Below are 15,030 nucleotides of genomic sequence, written 5' to 3'. Positions count from 1 at the left end.
CGTGCGAACAGGCTGGAAAGGCGGAATTAAATTCCGCACTTCCGTATAACCTTTAAGGGCAGGTCGCCTGTTCCACTAAAACAAAGCCATCTCCTTAAGTTGACGATTAGGAGCATTTAGTCAATTTTTAGAGATACCCATAAGGAAAGTTGTTTTTGTATGAAGCACGTCATTCAACAATTAGTGCGTGATGCCCTGGCGCACGCCAAGCAAAATGGTGAACTCGAAATGGCTGTTGAGCCGGAGATCGTCATTGAAAAACCCAAAGACTCCAAAATGGGTGATTTTTCGACCAACCTGGCAATGATTCTTGCCAAGCCGGAACGTAAGAACCCAAAAGTTATTGCCGAGGTGATCGGAAGATACCTGAAAAATGGTTCGGAGCAGGTGGAGGACGTGGAGATGGCTGGTCCGGGATTCATCAATATCAGGATGGCGCCTGCCTTTTTCCTTCAGCGGTTGCTGAAGGTTGCGGAAGCCGACGAGGATTTTGGCAGTTGCACCGTGGGGAATGGGGAAAAGGTTCTTGTGGAATATGTGAGCGCCAACCCGACAGGGCCTTTGCATGTGGGGCATGGTCGTGGCGCGGCGGTGGGGAATACGCTGAGCAAAATTCTCTTGAAAGCGGGGTATGATCTCAAGACGGAATACTATGTCAACGACGTGGGCAACCAGATGAATATTCTTGGCCGCTCGACATGGTTGCGTTATCAAGAGATTCTAAATAAAAAGGTGGAGTTTCCCGAGGATCATTATCAGGGCGACTACATAAACGACATTGCCCAGGAAATTATTGACCAGAAGGGCGATGCGTACCTTGAAACGTCTGAAGAGGAAACACTACCTTTCTTCAGAGACTATGCAGCCAATTGGGTTTTGGAGGGGATTAAAACAGATCTCAAGGATTTTAGAGTTGAATTCGACCAATGGTTCAGTGAGAAGACGCTGTACGATAATAATGCGGTTGACAACGCGTTGGTCTGGCTGAAAGGAAAAGGCTTCGTTTATGAAAAGGATGGCGCGGTGTGGTTGAAGTCCTCCGCGTTTCAGGATGACAAGGATCGGGTGATCGTCAAACAAAACGGCGATCAGACCTATTTTTGCTCGGATATCGCCTACCATCAGAATAAAGTTCAGCGCGGGTTTGATAAGCTGATCGATTTATTTGGCGCCGACCATCATGGCTATGTACCCCGCATACAGTCGGTAATGGAGGCTCTGGGCTATGGCCGGGACGTCTTTAAGGCGCTTCTGGTGCAGTTTGTTTCCCTGAAACGGGGTTCAGAAAAAGTTTCCATGTCCACGCGCTCGGGAGAGTTTGTGACTCTTAAGGAAGTGGTGGACGAGGTTGGGGTGGACGCGGCCCGGTATTTTTTTCTGTCAAGAAGTTGCGACAGTCACCTGGATTTCGATCTGGAACTTGCCAAGAAGGAAACGCCGGAGAATCCCGTTTTTTATATTCAATACGCACATGCACGCATTTGTAATGTATTTCTCAAAGCAGAGAGTCAGGGGGTTGCTGTCCCCGGTTCCAAGGATGTAGACCTGTCCCCTTTGGAGGAGGAAGAAGAGATCCAGCTCATCAAGAAAATTCTGGCTTTTCCGGAAGTCGTGGAGAAAAGCGCACTGTCGTTTGAGGTGCACCGGATCTCCCATTACCTGCACGATCTGGTGGGCGTATTTCATGGTTATTACAACAAGCATCGGGTGGTGACGGAAAACCAGCCGTTAACGTTAGCGCGGTTGTATCTGCTGCTATGTTTGCGAATCACCATCCGCAACGGGCTGGCATTAATGGGAATTTCGGCGCCGGAGAAAATGTGAACCGAATTCCAGCGTGGGGCAAGAGTCGTGGTTCTATCAAACCTGGATTTGATAGGGTGCAATTGAAAACCGCAGAGCCAAAACACAGAATATGAAGTCAAAAATTCTAATTTTTCTGATTTTGGGTATTGCAGGAGCTGGCGCTTTGGTAGGAACCCATGCTTTGGACCCTTTGCCTTTTTTTACGCCCGAAGTACATCGGATTGAGAAAAAAATCAGCGCCGTCAAGCCAAAGAATTTTAACTCAGACCGTAAAAATTTCAGAAAAGCGGCCCTCGACGGAAATGAGAATTTCAGTTTTTTTACTGTCCTGGAAGATCCTTCCATGAGTAAAATGGTCGGCTTGAATGGAGAGGTTTACAAAAATTACCGCTCTCAGCCTGTAAACGCCGTAGCGGTACAAGTCCTACCAGAAAAAATAATCGCCGCTCCCCCTATTCACATCGAAAAGAGAGAAGTCAAAAAAACGGACCAGCAGATTGAGATTCCCAAGTCAAACCCCATCTTTCCAAAAGTGGAACCTGCCGAGGCAATAAAAGTCGAGACCGTAAGGACGGTGGACAGGGAACTGTCCGCGTTTCTGGCCTATGCCGTGCAAGTCAGCTCCTTCCGGCAGTTGGAGCGCGCGGAAATACTCAAAGGGGATCTGGCCAAAAAAGGGTATGCGTCTTTCATTGGCAAAACCGAACTTTCAGATAACAAAGGCACCTGGTACAGGGTGTATCTCGGCAGATATCTGGATCGTGCGGGCGCGGAGGTGGCTGCGGCACGGGTGCAGAGAGAAGAAAATCTTCAGGCCATGGTTATCAAGCGACAATCGGGGTGAGAGGGCCCACTCTCAGCCTAGCAGGTTGCTGAAAAACTATTTTTGGGATCTTAAAATGTTAATTTCAAGTTTACTGTTAATTTAAGAAAACCAGTAGCACAGGCGACCTATCCTTAAAGTCTATGCGGAAGTGCGGAATTTAATTCCGCCTTTCCAGCCTGTGCGCACAGCCTGGAAAGGCTGTGCCACTTAAAAGCAAAAACCTGTAAAACTTAACCCGCTGACGGATTTTTCTCTTTTTCAGCAACCTGCTAGAACTTTTGTAGAACCTCCACCGGATCATCCACACGCGTCCCGCCGTAAAACTTTTCTTTACTATCAAACCAAGTGTTAAACCGGTACCCCTCGATATCGTCGTGATAGAGCTTCCGTCTTATTTCCTCGGAATTGAATCCAAAATTTAATTGTGACTCGCCACCGGCCTGTATGGTAACGGTTCCCTTTTTTGTGGGAATGAAAGGATGCCAGGCAAGAACATCGTAAGTTCCGGGGGGAATATCTTTCAGCCTGAAATTACCGTCAGCGTCGGAAATGGTGTAGTAAGGATTGTCGACCATGAAGCCTCTAGTCTGCAGAAAGGGGTGGAGGTTGCATTTGATGAGGAACTCATCTGTATCCTGATGGACAAATGCCGAACGGACCTGGCTGGATTGTTTGATAATGGCTTTATTGGATTTTTGTTTCACATAAGAGTCGCTGTTGATCTCATAAGTCACTATTTCATGGCGAATAGGATCTTTATTTTCCAAAAGAATATTTTCACCGTTACGGATGCCGATCACATATTGGTCCGAATGGCAGCGATCGATGTTGAAAGTCTGCATTTTGGTCGTGAACGGTTTGCCTTTTTTGACTCCCTGAAGGGCGATGACCGTGTCCTTGAGTCCTGCGTCCGGGGAAAAGGTGAAATCCCAAAGCAGACGGTGGCCTTTGCCATCCGAAATCCGCGAACAGAATTCTATATTGGGTGCATGAATCAAATGAAACGACCGGGCTCTGGGTCTGGCGCCCGTTAACGTCACCCGTCCGGTGAGTGTGCCACCGTTATCCATCGAAACGACAGTGTAGTCGGCAGGAATCTGATCGAATAATTTTTTGGCCAGTTTCTCATTTTTCGTATAGAGCAGGTTGGCCTGCTCTCGGGCCTTATCCAGCCGGGCCTGCATCATGTAGACAATTCCCAGATCATACCGTGCCTTCGACATTCTTGAATCCTTCTCCAAAGCCAGCTTAAACTCAGCTTCGGCTTCTTCGAGGAGTTTCAGGCGGGCAAATGAAGAGCCACGGTTGTATCGCAAAAAAGCATGATCGTATCCCTGTCGCAACGCCGCATCGAATTCAAGAAGAGCTTCTTTGTGTTTTCCAATTTGGCTGAGCGCCACCCCCAGGTTGGCATGGGCGAGGGAAAATTTTTGTTGCAAATCGATGGCTTTTTGGAATTCCTCAGCGGCATCCTGCCAATTTTTAGCCTGACTGTAACGGATTCCTTTTTGATAATGCCCCTCGGCATCCATTGCTGGTCGCGCAGATGCCGACGAGACGGTAAACAAGGCGCATGTGAGAAGAATCAGTAGCAAACGGGTTGCCGTCATTTTTAAACGTTTTGATGTGCGGGATAATTGCATATATCTACTTAAATAAAAGTTGGGTAATGTAATGAACAATTTAACAATCTCGTTTATAGACTGTCAACCTGCTCAAAAGTTATTTTTTGCTTACAAAGACCTATTCTGTCATAAAGTTCGGGGATAGGAAGTTTATGAAATATTTTTAATTGTATTTTTGATAAGATACCGATGATAGCAAAAAATTCCCTTTCCTTATAATGTTTAAGGCCGTCGGAGGGTTCCTTCACTAAAATGATTGATTCATTTGTTCCATTCAAAGTCCACTGGCTGTTCCGGGGCGGTGTGGTGCAAACCATTTTGGCGACGAAATTCCCTGGAGAGCCTGTACTTCCGCAACGAAAAACCCATAAAATTCAGGTCGGTCCGAAATCGTCGATCATCGCCCTGGAACTGGAAGCCACCAATCCGCGCGGTTCCATCGTCCTTTTGGCGCATGGCATGGGAGGATGTTCCGAGTCGGGATATATGCGGCGCATCGCCGCCAAGCTCTGGTCCAAGGGGTCGGGCGTGTTCATGATGAACCACAGGGGCAGTGGCCCCGGAATGGGCTTGAGCGACTCCCTGTGGAACGGCGGTTCCAGTGACGATCTGGATCACATGGTGAAACACATCGTCAAGCTGTATCCCAAGCGTTCGCTTCTCATTGTGGGATTTTCCCTGAGCGGCAACGTGTTGCTGAAATATCTGGGGGAGGGGAGAACCCTTCCCACAAATATCCACGGCGCTTTTGCCGTCAACCCGCCTGTCAACCTGAAAGTTGCCAGCAAAATACTGTCTAAGAAAAACGGCGGCGGTATTTTTAATAATTATTATATGCACATGATTCACCGTCAATGCGAAGCGCTGGCCGAATGTCATCCTGACGCCTTTCAGCCGCAGAAACAATTCAAGACCATCTGGGACTTTGATGAAGTGTACACCGCTCCCGCCGCCGGGTTTGCCGATGTGGAGGATTATTACGCCAAATGCAGTGCCACCCAGTTCATCGATTCCATCGACATACCAACAGTCATCCTGTGCGCCAAAGACGACCCCTTTGTTCCGCCGAGCGTATTTGACAACATCAAAATGAACCTGCCGATCAACACGATTTTCCCCGAGAAGGGCGGTCACATGGGCTACCTCACCAGCAAAGAGACTCCGTTCGGAGACCATCGCTGGATGGATTATGTGGTGGTCAACTGGGTTGAAAACCCGGAGTAATTTACTTCTCCCCCTTCTGTGAAGTACCCGTTCCGGGCATGAAGGCAACGGTAAAATATCACATACCCGTTCCGGGCATGAAGGCAACGGTAAAATATCACATACCCGTTCCGGGCATGAAGGCAACGGAGGGAATACCACAAGGGCTGGGGGGGGCAGCGGCTCCCCCTTTCGTAAAGTACCCCTGCGGGGCATGAAGGCTAAGAAAGGGATACCACAGGGGCCGGGGGGATTTTACCTTACTTCTTCTTGACCCAGGGCCGGGGGGAGTTTTTGGCTTTGAACTTATCGCCGCCTTTATGCAGGATCTTCTCCGTTCCCCAGTGGATCTCCTTATCCATTTTTTTAAGGAGAGGGATGTGCTTGGAGCAATGAATATACGCCTCTTCGATTTCAACGATCACCCAGCATTCGGCTTTCAGGCCACTTTTTTTAGGGACGCCTTTTGTCAGAGCGTCCCCGAAGAGTTCACTTTTTAAAAGTTTCTGGTCTTTAAAAATCCGGGCCTTGCCGTTCACATGCAGGCCGACGGTGCTGTCGTAAAAATCGATGAAGATCATGCCGATGTGCGGGTTCTCTAGGATATTACCCATACTGGCGAATACGCCGTTGCCCCGGTATTCCGGGTAGGCCAGGGTTTTTTCATTGATGACGCGCACCCAACCGGGTGGCCCTGTGCGGAACGAACTGTCGCATTCGCCCTTGGCGTCGGCGGTGGCGATGAAAACGATTTCTTGACTGGCGAGGAATTCACTCATCGTTGGATTGAGATGATCCAGCATCTGCTTGTTGTAAAAAGCCAGCGCCTTCTTGCCGGTGGCGAGTTCCTTTTGCAGTCGATGCTCCCCCTTGGAACCGGGCAGTTTCATAATGTGGACCTTAATGGATTGCTTGAAATTTCATTCTTCTGACGATTGTATTGTATAGGGAAAACGGGGTTGGATTCGAATTTATCTAAAATAAATTAGGGAGGAGTATAAGTTTAATCTGCTGTGGGTTTCCAATTCGGATACAAGCGTTTTGCTTCTTCCAATTGTTCAGGTGACATTTCTTCTATGACTTGGTTGTAAATTCCCTCAATATATTCAGCTGTGATCCACCTACCCCCAGCAAATTCGCAACAGAAAAATATGTGGTTTCCCTTCGTCTCTTCCATTACCGTCCTAATATTAAAATAGGCTTCTAATAAATCTTTGGGCACTCCCTCAGGGCCATTCAAGTAGCTATCAGCCAACCAAGCTTGTGCTATGCGTGCATCACTATTTTGATTGTAATAGCCACTTTTTCCAAACGCTCCGATTGATTGACCTTCTGCCCAATCTCCCTCCGCCTTTTGAACAGCGACCCTTTTATACCATTTCACAGCTTGTTTGTTAAAGTCATGCCTTAAGTAAGCCCTGTCCGCCGTTCTTTCCCCTATATTGGGGTTCGGGCCAGCACATCCTGAAAAAATAAAAATATTAAAAAATAAAATTAGGCATTTTGTTGATGAAGGAGTCGAGTTCATTTTTTGAAGTACCTAATTAATCGCAGTCGTTATGAAATACAACTTTACCATATCCCAAGAGCTTCCCAAAAAATTAAATGTCCGCATGGACTTCTTATGGGGATATTCAATGATTCGCGGATTTTCAACACTTTTACAATAGCCTCCCTCGCACCAAATCTATAGCCTACTTAACCTATTGTTTTATTGTTGTATAGCCATATAGACTGTGCGATCCTAGATCATATTTCCTATACAAAAAACAGCATTTTATGGGCCTTTATAATGAACCAATTTTTACTATTGCTCCGCTATCGCCTAGCGGCCCTGAAAAATATCCTGTTTCGCCCTGGGCGCGATAATAAAACGCGCCTGGCGGCGATTGGGATCATGGGAACGTTGTTTGTCATCGGCGATTTCATATTTTTCCTGCGCATCATCCGTTATCTGGACGGGCTTCCAATGGAGGTGGGTGAGGTTATGATAGTGCAGATGATGAATGTCATCTTCCTGACTCTGTTCGTCATGGTGTGGTTCTCCAGCCTGATCGTGTCGCTGTCGGTGTTTTATCTTTCCCGTGATCTGGACTTCATGCATTCCACCCCTGTCACGATGGGAGCCTTTATTTTTTCCCGCTTTCAGCAAAGCGTGATGCACAGTTCGTGGATGGTTTTGCTGTTCACGTTGCCCATTTTTTCGGCGTACGGCTATTACTTTGAAGTTCCCTGGGGCTATTATGCCTATCTGCTGTTCAACATTGTTCCCTTTATCATTATTTCCTGTCTGCTTGGCGTTCTGGTGATCATGGCCCTGATGCGGTATTTTCCCACCAAGAAGGCGCATCAGGTATTGTCTTTCCTCGGTATGATTTTTCTGGTCGGGGTGGTGGTGTATTTGCGGTTTCTTTCGCCGGAAAAATTTTTTGGTCAGGAAGTCTCCGATGAACGCATAATACTATTCGTAGAGAGCCTGAAAGTTCCCGACTTTAAATTTCTCCCCACCAGTTGGATATCCTTTGGCCTGACGAGCTGGGTCGATGGCAATGTCAAAATCGCGTTGACGCAATCGTTGTATCTTTATTCTGCGGCGTTGACGGGGATGGCGGTTCTTTGGATCACGGGACGAAAAATATATTTTGACGGCTGGTGTCTGGTTAAAGAAGCCAGCAACGCGCCCGCCGCCTTCACCAAGGAGGAAACAGAATCCCGGTTCTCGATTTGGAAACTATTGCCTGTTTCTCCGATACAACGGACCCTTTTGGCAAAGGATATAAAGATATTCATGAGAGACCCGGAGCAGTGGTCGCAGATCTTCATTCTGTGCGCGTTGGTGTTCGTTTACATATTCAACATCATGAACCTGCCGCTGGAAAATTTTGTATTGAAAAATGTGATATCGGTTTTAAACATCGGTCTGATCGGGTTTGTGTTGTCGGCTTTGATTTCGCGGTTCGCGTATTCAGCCATCAGTCTCGAAGGCAGAAACATCTGGGCGATTTATACCGCGCCGGTGGAAATGAAAAAATTTCTGTGGAGCAAGTTCTGGATGTTTTTTCCGCCCCTGTTATTGATCGCGGAATTTTTGGTGGTCGTTTCGAACTATTTGCTTCAAGTGGATGCCTATGTTATGAATATTTCCATCATCGGGGTATTTTTGATCACCCTGGGACTGGTGGGTTTGGGAATTGGCCTGGGGGCGATGTACCCCTCTTTCAATCATGATAATATTTCTGAAATACCGGCGGGAACCGGGGGCATACTTTTCATGACGCTCAGTTTGGGTTTTATTGGCCTGGTCATTATGCTGGTGGGGCGGCCCATGTATGTCCACTTTAACGAAAAGTTTTTGCTCAAATTCCTGGGCGGAATCGAAGTGCCCATTTGTTACGCGCTCATTATCATTATCTCCCTGACAGTCGCCTACCTGCCCATTCAACGTGGAATCAGCGCCCTTAAAAAAATGGATATTTAAGTTTCTATATTGATGATGGAATTATTTCCCGAATATGAAGATACAGAGAACGCCTCCGGGTCGCCGCTTGCCAACCGCATGCGGCCCAGTGGATGGGAGGGATTTCTCGGTCAGGAACACCTTGTGGGCGAGGGTCGTCCACTTCGGCGATTGATCGAAAAAAATGCCAGTTTTTCGTTTATCCTATGGGGGCCTCCCGGTTCGGGAAAGACCACCATCGCAAGATTGACAGCTCGTTCCACAAAAAGTGAATTTCACGAGATCAGCGCCGTCAATGCCGGAGTGGCCGATATACGCAAAGTGATTGCGACTGCGCAAAAAATGTTGCGAGCGTCGCGCCGCCCGACCATTTTATTTATCGATGAAATTCATCGCTTCAACAAAGCCCAGCAGGATGCGGTGCTTCCCTATGTGGAAGACGGCACCGTCCGGCTCATCGGCTCGACGACGGAAAATCCTTCTCTGGAAGTGATCCCGTCCCTGCGCTCCCGTTGCCAGATTTTTCGGCTGAAATACCTGAGTGAGGGAGATATCCGCGCTATTTTGCAGAAGGCGTTGCAGGATAAAGAAAAAGGACTGGGCAACGAAACGACTCATTTGGAAGAGGATGCGCTGGATTTCATCATCTCTCATGCCAATGGCGATGCGAGACGCGCGCTGAATGTTCTGGAAGCGGCCATGGATTACGCCCAGGGTGAAGGGGAGACGGCTCCGGTCAGCCGGGAAGTGATTGAAGGTATTATTCAGGAAGCGGCGACCCTTTATGACAAGGGAGGCACGGAACATTACGATCATGCCTCGGCTTTCCAGAAAAGCCTGAGAGGGTCAGACGCCGATGCGGCTATATACTGGCTGGCCAAAATGATCGCCGGTGGGGAAGACCCTAAATTCATCGTCCGCCGTTTGATGGTCACAGCAGCAGAGGATGTGGGACTCGCTGACCCGCAAGCCCTGGTGATCGCCAACGCGGCGGCTGAAGCCGTGGACCGGCTGGGAATGCCGGAAGCGCGTATTGCACTGGCGCAGGCGGCCATTTATGTGGCTCTGGCACGTAAAGATAATACTGCGATTGTTGCAATCGATCGGGCTTTGGGAGATATTCAGGGGCAGGGAAAATCGTATCCCGTGCCCGACCATTTGAAAGATTCGCATTATAGCGATGCCAAAAAGTACGGCTACGGAGTGGAGTATAAATATCCGCACGACTATCCGGGGCATCATGTGGAGCAGGAATATCTGCCGGAGGAGTTGCGCGGCAGAAAATACGTCGGCCCGGAGAAGAAAAATAAAACGGGATTTAATACGGATGATGCGAAAAAATGATTGTGAAATTGATGAAGGAAGGAAGGAAGCAATGAGTAAAACGGTCAAGTATGAAGATGTTGAAACGATTTTTGCGGGACGCAAGCGGGGAAACCAGCTGATGCTGAGCGGCGTTAATCTCAACCCGGAAGAAGCGCGGTTGCTGTGGAATTCCCCTAAAATGGAAGAGGTCAACTGGCTGGATCTCGACGACAATGATCTTGGCGACGAGGGTGTTAAAGACTTGGCCGAATGCCAGTATCTGACCAACGTTCAATATTTGAACCTCAACAAAAACGGGGTCGGGGATGCAGGGTTGAAATGCCTGGCGAAATCAAAAGTTCTCGGTAAATTGAAGCGCCTGCATCTTAAAGATAATCCGATTCAGGGAGAGGGAATTGTCGCGTTGTTTGATTCCGAAACTCTGGAAAATCTTGCCACCTTCCAGGTTCACGATGGCTGGACGTGCAAAAAAAGAGAAGGGTGGCGGTATCGACCGCAAGGATAAATAATGAACTCTCCTGAAAAAAACTGCCTGTTATATGTCCATATTTCTATGGAAGACCGCCCCGGAATTCTCGCGGAAGCTCTGCAATCCGTTGTTCGTTGTCAGTGGAACGTGCTGGACATCAAACAATTTGTCTTTAACGGTTTATTGAATCTCTCCATATTTTTGGACGGTAACGATGCCAACGCCATCGAACCGCTCAGAATGGCATTGGGTGAATTTGAAGAGCGGTCGGGTCTTAAAATCAGCATCCATCCGTGGAAAAAAGAGATGTGCCCGGACGAGCCTTATAAACACCGGTCGGTGGTGACGCTATTGGGGGCAAGTATTGGGTCTGATGTTTTGCTGGAGCTTACTCAAACCCTGGCGTCCCGAGACATCAATATTCTTCGCATCGAGCAACTCGATCATAGCGATCAGCATGTGATTGAGTTTGTGATAGGTACCCGACAGACGCATTCCGGCGTCGATGTTCTCGATGCCCTGGTGCTATTCAAGGAGAAGTTTCAGGTCGATCTCGCGGTGCAGGACGATACTTTGTTCCGGCGCAACAAGCGTTTGATCGTTTTTGATGCGGATATGACGTTTCTGCAGTGTGAAGTCATCGATGAAATGGGGAAACTGGCGGGAGTGGGAGCCGAGATGGCTGAGATCACGCAGTTGGCCATGACAGGAGAAATGGATTTTAAAGAAGCGCTGGTGAAACGCGTGAAACTCCTTCGAGGATTGTCCGAAAAACAGCTTGAGGAGTTGTTCGAACGCATCCCATTGACGCCGGGAGCGACGGACCTGGTGACGATTTTGAAATATCTGGGATACAAAATAGCCATCGTCAGCGGCGGATTTCAGTTTTTTATCGACAAGATCCGCGCGAAGTACGGTCTTGATTATGGATTCGCCAACCAGTTGAAGATAGAAAACGGCAAGGTCACTGGCGAACTGGAGGGGGAGGTCATTGATGCTCTGGCCAAGGAACGTATTTTAATTTCCCTGGCGGAAAAGGAAGGGTTTACTCTTAAACAGGTGGTGGCCGTTGGAGATGGTGCCAACGATATTCACATGCTGGCGTGTGCGGGATTGGGGATCGCCTTCAACGCCAAACCGATTGTGCAAAAACATGCCCATGCCAGTATCAATCGATCCAACCTGGAGTTGATCCTTTATTTCCTGGGCTACAATGGGGATGATCTGCAGGAATTGCGTTCTTTCGTCAAACGGAAAGAGTCTCTGCGTTTTCCGGTTTCTTAAAAATCATTGGGAAATTGTGGGAGCAAAGCGGAACCTGGCAAACAGCCAGGCCGAAAGCACGCCGATAGAGTTGAACATCATGTCTATGATTTGAAATTCACGGGTACCCAGAATTCCTTGCATACACTCCAAGCCGATTCCCAGCAAAATAAAAATTACCGCCAAACGGGGATAATATTTTGCAGAGTAAATCCGGGCATACCAAATCATCATAATAAAATATGCTGTAAAATGAGAAAGCACATCGTGTCTGGAGGGGTCGAACCCGGCGGCGGGCGAGTAAGAACCGGGAATCAGTGACATGATAATAATCAGCGCGATGTACAGGCCGCCAAGGATCAATCGCAATTTGTAGTATTTCACCGAGACCATTTTTTATTATTGACGCTGATTTATCATTGCCCAGTTGTTAAGTTGGCGTGAAGACTTCGGAAAAAAACACCGTATGGAAACAACTTTCTGGATACTTTCAAAACTGTTGTGGCAATTGCTGGCGCCGGAGAAAGTTCTTCTGATTCTTTTGTTTCTCGGGGCGACCCTACTCTGGACCCGGAAAAACATCTTGGGCCGTTGGTTGATATCGATCGCCGTTTTAATATTAATGGTCGGTACCCTTCTTCCCATAAGTAGTTTTTTGTTGTGGCCTCTTGAAGAACGATTTTCCCCGCCCTCAGAATTGCCCAAAAATATAGCGGGCATCATTGTGCTGGGAGGACCTGAGAAAGCCGGTGTTACCGCGACACGGGGTCAACCTTCACTCAATGAAGGAGGAGAAAGACTGATCACCTTTGTTGGGCTGGCCCGTCGTTACCCGGAGGCGCGATTGATTTTTGCCGGTGGATCGGGTTCCCTGACATCCCGGGAGTATAAAACCAGCGACACCGCCCGGATGCTTTTCGAGTTGCTCGGTTTGAGTAGAGAGCGCGTTCTGTTTGATGCGAAAGCCCGGAACACTTATGAAAATGCCGTCAACAGCTTCGAGTTGATAGGGCAAAAACCAGAAGGTAACTGGATTCTCATCACATCCGCTTATCATATTCCCAGATCTGTGGGAATATTCAGGAAAATCGGATGGAATGTCATTCCCTACCCGGTGGATTACCAGACAACCGGGCAATTGAGGTTTGACTGGAAATTCGCCAGTCTGCACAATTTTATACAATTTTCCAAAGGTCTGCACGAATGGACCGGCCTGTTTATTTACTGGATGACAGGCAAGACATCGGAACTTTTTCCAAAGCCCTCTCTCTAAATTTCCTTTAGCAATTTTAATTGCCGTTCTGTTTATCTATTTCTTCCAGAAATTCATTGACGGTTCTGACACTGTCTATATCCTTTATGGGTGCGACCATGCCGAGGATACTGAGGCTCAAACAGAAGGGATCGCCTGGGTCGCGGCAAATGATGGCGGCATTTACGTGATTTTCCTTAAACCAGGGGAGTTTTCTAAGGTTCAGCGGCGTTTCAAATGACTCGATTTCCACTGAGAAGCCATAGCGTTGTTCCAGATAGTGGCTCAATTCCGCCACTTCTGCCTCCGATAAAAAATTGTTGGCTCGTTCTATAATCCACCGTATATTCTCCCCGGACGCTTTAAGCTCTGCGTATTTCTCGATTAATTCGCCAAAGGGCAGTAGGGGATGATCTCGCAAATAACAGATCCAGTCGATCCTTATATCTTTTTCATCGTAGTCTTCATTCAATCGCGATGAAGGAATCAGGGTATAAGGACGGTACAGTTTCATTTTGACTTGTCCTGAAAATAGGCAGGAGTGATTTTCGACAACAGAGGGTTTTTTTACAGGATATATTGTAACTGCTAGAAAATGAAAAAGAAAATCAAACCGGAAGGACAGTTTTATTTTTAAATTCCCATCCCCGTCGGGCTCCCTCTTTGGCCAAAGCGTCGGCCGTCAGCGCAGTTTCCACGGGGATGGCTCCTCTTGGGATGTCACCCTGAGCGGAAAGGATGGCGACGATGGAAGCGTGCCAGCCCGTGAGTTTTTCCATGGCGGTGAATCCCGTTTCTTCATCGTAGGTTTCGATCAATTCAATGGTGCTGGATGCGGGTTTGCCACTGGTTGTTCCGTTGCACCGGGTGCGGATGACACAAATATCGCGAATTTTATCCGCCGTGATCTTAGGTTCCAGCAGTGAATGGAAGACCTCTCTCGGAGAAACCGTTGTCCCGTTCACCTGTATGGGGTCTTCTTCGAACAATCCTAATAACTGAAATGCCTTGAATTGATCCCAGTGTCCGGGGTAACGAAGGGTTTTGTTTTCCAGCCGTTTTAATTTCCCGGCAAACGTCCAGGGTGCGGTGGACAATCCACCGGAAGTCACAGCCGCTTCCAGTTGCCCCAGGGGGGAAGGGAAATCCAGCGTTTCCATTTCCGAAAGACAAGGGATGGGCACGACTTCCCCGTTACGGAGAAAATAGGCGTCGCCAAAATACTCGTTTGTGAACCCATTGATATTGAATGTAAGAAGATAATTCCAGGGAGGCTCTGGGTTTTGCGGCAGTCCTCCGTCCCAGATCAACACGTCTTCCGGTTTTTCGACGAACGACATAGCCAGCACACCCATGGAAATGTTGAGCCCCGGTCCCATTCCGCAGTCGGGGGTGATGGTGACGCCTGCCTTTCGGGCAACATCGTCGAGTGCAAGTTGGCCGCGTACGGTATCCGTGTGACCGCCCAAATCGCATAAACTCGAACCGTTTTCAATGGCGATTCGGGTTATGAGCGGATTTAATGGATAGGGCACGGCGCTCAGGGTAGAATGAACTCCTTTAAGAGCCTTTGAAAGTTGAGCAGGGTCTCCGGCATCCAGTCCATGCCCGCTAGCGATGTTGGCACCCAGCAGGGAATTGATCTTTTCGGCCCCAGCCTTTGCGGCTTGAGGATTGATGTCGTAAAGCAGGATTTCTTTTGCGTTTCCAAACCGGCCCATGTCATAAGCGGCGGATAATCCCTGGCGGCCAGAACCAATGACGGCGTAACGGTAACTCATAAAATGATTTTCGTCCGAAATA

14 protein-coding genes are annotated in these 15,030 nt (G+C 48.2%); 8 read left to right on the top strand and 6 right to left on the bottom strand.

The window, feature by feature from the left end; all coding sequences use genetic code 11:
• The first annotated feature begins 159 nt into the window (after positions 1-159).
• Positions 160-1,824: an arginine--tRNA ligase gene (gene argS / locus O3C58_11775; GenBank protein ID MDA0692532.1), complete on the top strand. Its 1,665-nt coding sequence runs from the start codon at positions 160-162 to the stop codon at positions 1,822-1,824.
• Positions 1,825-1,915: 91 nt separating this feature from the next.
• Complete coding sequence (locus O3C58_11770; GenBank protein MDA0692531.1) at positions 1,916-2,650, top strand: SPOR domain-containing protein; 735 nt, start codon at positions 1,916-1,918, stop codon at positions 2,648-2,650.
• Between the two features lie 251 nt (positions 2,651-2,901).
• Here O3C58_11770 and O3C58_11765 read toward each other — a convergent pair whose 3' ends face one another.
• A complete protein-coding gene (locus tag O3C58_11765; protein MDA0692530.1) occupies positions 2,902-4,242 on the bottom strand; it encodes a tetratricopeptide repeat protein in 1,341 nt (446 codons plus the stop codon).
• Positions 4,243-4,509: 267 nt separating this feature from the next.
• On the opposite strand from O3C58_11765, the gene O3C58_11760 reads away from it, so the two are divergent.
• The gene (locus O3C58_11760; GenBank protein ID MDA0692529.1) at positions 4,510-5,481 is read left to right on the top strand and encodes an alpha/beta fold hydrolase; all 972 of its coding nucleotides are present in this window, start codon (positions 4,510-4,512) and stop codon (positions 5,479-5,481) included.
• A 239-nt stretch (positions 5,482-5,720) separates the two neighbouring features.
• On the opposite strand, the gene O3C58_11755 is transcribed toward O3C58_11760, so the two are convergent.
• The gene (locus O3C58_11755; protein MDA0692528.1) at positions 5,721-6,350 is read right to left on the bottom strand and encodes a pyridoxamine 5'-phosphate oxidase family protein; all 630 of its coding nucleotides are present in this window, start codon (positions 6,348-6,350) and stop codon (positions 5,721-5,723) included.
• A gap of 113 nt (positions 6,351-6,463) precedes the next feature.
• Positions 6,464-6,988 (bottom strand): hypothetical protein, encoded by a 525-nt coding sequence (locus tag O3C58_11750; protein ID MDA0692527.1) that lies wholly within the window; start codon positions 6,986-6,988, stop codon positions 6,464-6,466.
• Between the two features lie 264 nt (positions 6,989-7,252).
• Between O3C58_11750 and O3C58_11745 the strand changes: the two genes are divergently transcribed.
• From O3C58_11745 to serB, 4 genes are read left to right on the top strand one after another with little or no spacing between them, the layout of a single operon-like run.
• Positions 7,253-8,938 (top strand): hypothetical protein, encoded by a 1,686-nt coding sequence (locus O3C58_11745; protein ID MDA0692526.1) that lies wholly within the window; start codon positions 7,253-7,255, stop codon positions 8,936-8,938.
• A gap of 12 nt (positions 8,939-8,950) precedes the next feature.
• Complete coding sequence (locus O3C58_11740) at positions 8,951-10,261, top strand: replication-associated recombination protein A (protein ID MDA0692525.1); 1,311 nt, start codon at positions 8,951-8,953, stop codon at positions 10,259-10,261.
• A 31-nt stretch (positions 10,262-10,292) separates the two neighbouring features.
• Positions 10,293-10,748 (top strand): hypothetical protein, encoded by a 456-nt coding sequence (locus tag O3C58_11735; GenBank protein ID MDA0692524.1) that lies wholly within the window; start codon positions 10,293-10,295, stop codon positions 10,746-10,748.
• 3 nt (positions 10,749-10,751) lie between these two features.
• Positions 10,752-11,996, top strand: a complete 1,245-nt coding sequence (gene serB, locus O3C58_11730; GenBank protein ID MDA0692523.1) for a phosphoserine phosphatase SerB — start codon at positions 10,752-10,754, stop codon at positions 11,994-11,996.
• 3 nt (positions 11,997-11,999) lie between these two features.
• Here serB and O3C58_11725 read toward each other — a convergent pair whose 3' ends face one another.
• Positions 12,000-12,359 carry a hypothetical protein gene (locus tag O3C58_11725; protein ID MDA0692522.1) on the bottom strand — a complete coding sequence of 120 codons (360 nt, stop codon included), beginning with the start codon at positions 12,357-12,359 and terminating at the stop codon, positions 12,000-12,002.
• A gap of 82 nt (positions 12,360-12,441) precedes the next feature.
• Here O3C58_11725 and O3C58_11720 point away from each other — a divergent pair, with 82 nt between their 5' ends.
• On the top strand, positions 12,442-13,248 hold the full coding sequence (locus O3C58_11720; GenBank protein ID MDA0692521.1) for a YdcF family protein: 807 nt from the start codon (positions 12,442-12,444) through the stop codon (positions 13,246-13,248).
• 16 nt (positions 13,249-13,264) lie between these two features.
• On the opposite strand, the gene O3C58_11715 is transcribed toward O3C58_11720, so the two are convergent.
• Both O3C58_11715 and O3C58_11710 read right to left on the bottom strand, forming a co-directional pair.
• Entirely contained in the window at positions 13,265-13,741 is a 477-nt protein-coding gene (locus O3C58_11715) for a hypothetical protein (GenBank protein MDA0692520.1), read from the bottom strand.
• A 94-nt stretch (positions 13,742-13,835) separates the two neighbouring features.
• Entirely contained in the window at positions 13,836-15,008 is a 1,173-nt protein-coding gene (locus O3C58_11710) for a saccharopine dehydrogenase NADP-binding domain-containing protein (protein MDA0692519.1), read from the bottom strand.
• Positions 15,009-15,030 lie beyond the last annotated feature (22 nt).

It is taken from the genome of Nitrospinota bacterium, assembly GCA_027619975.1.
Lineage (GTDB): Bacteria > Nitrospinota > Nitrospinia > Nitrospinales > VA-1 > JADFGI01.
The sequence above is the reverse complement of the archived record's forward strand: the minus strand, read 5'-3'. Positions and strand labels throughout refer to the sequence as shown.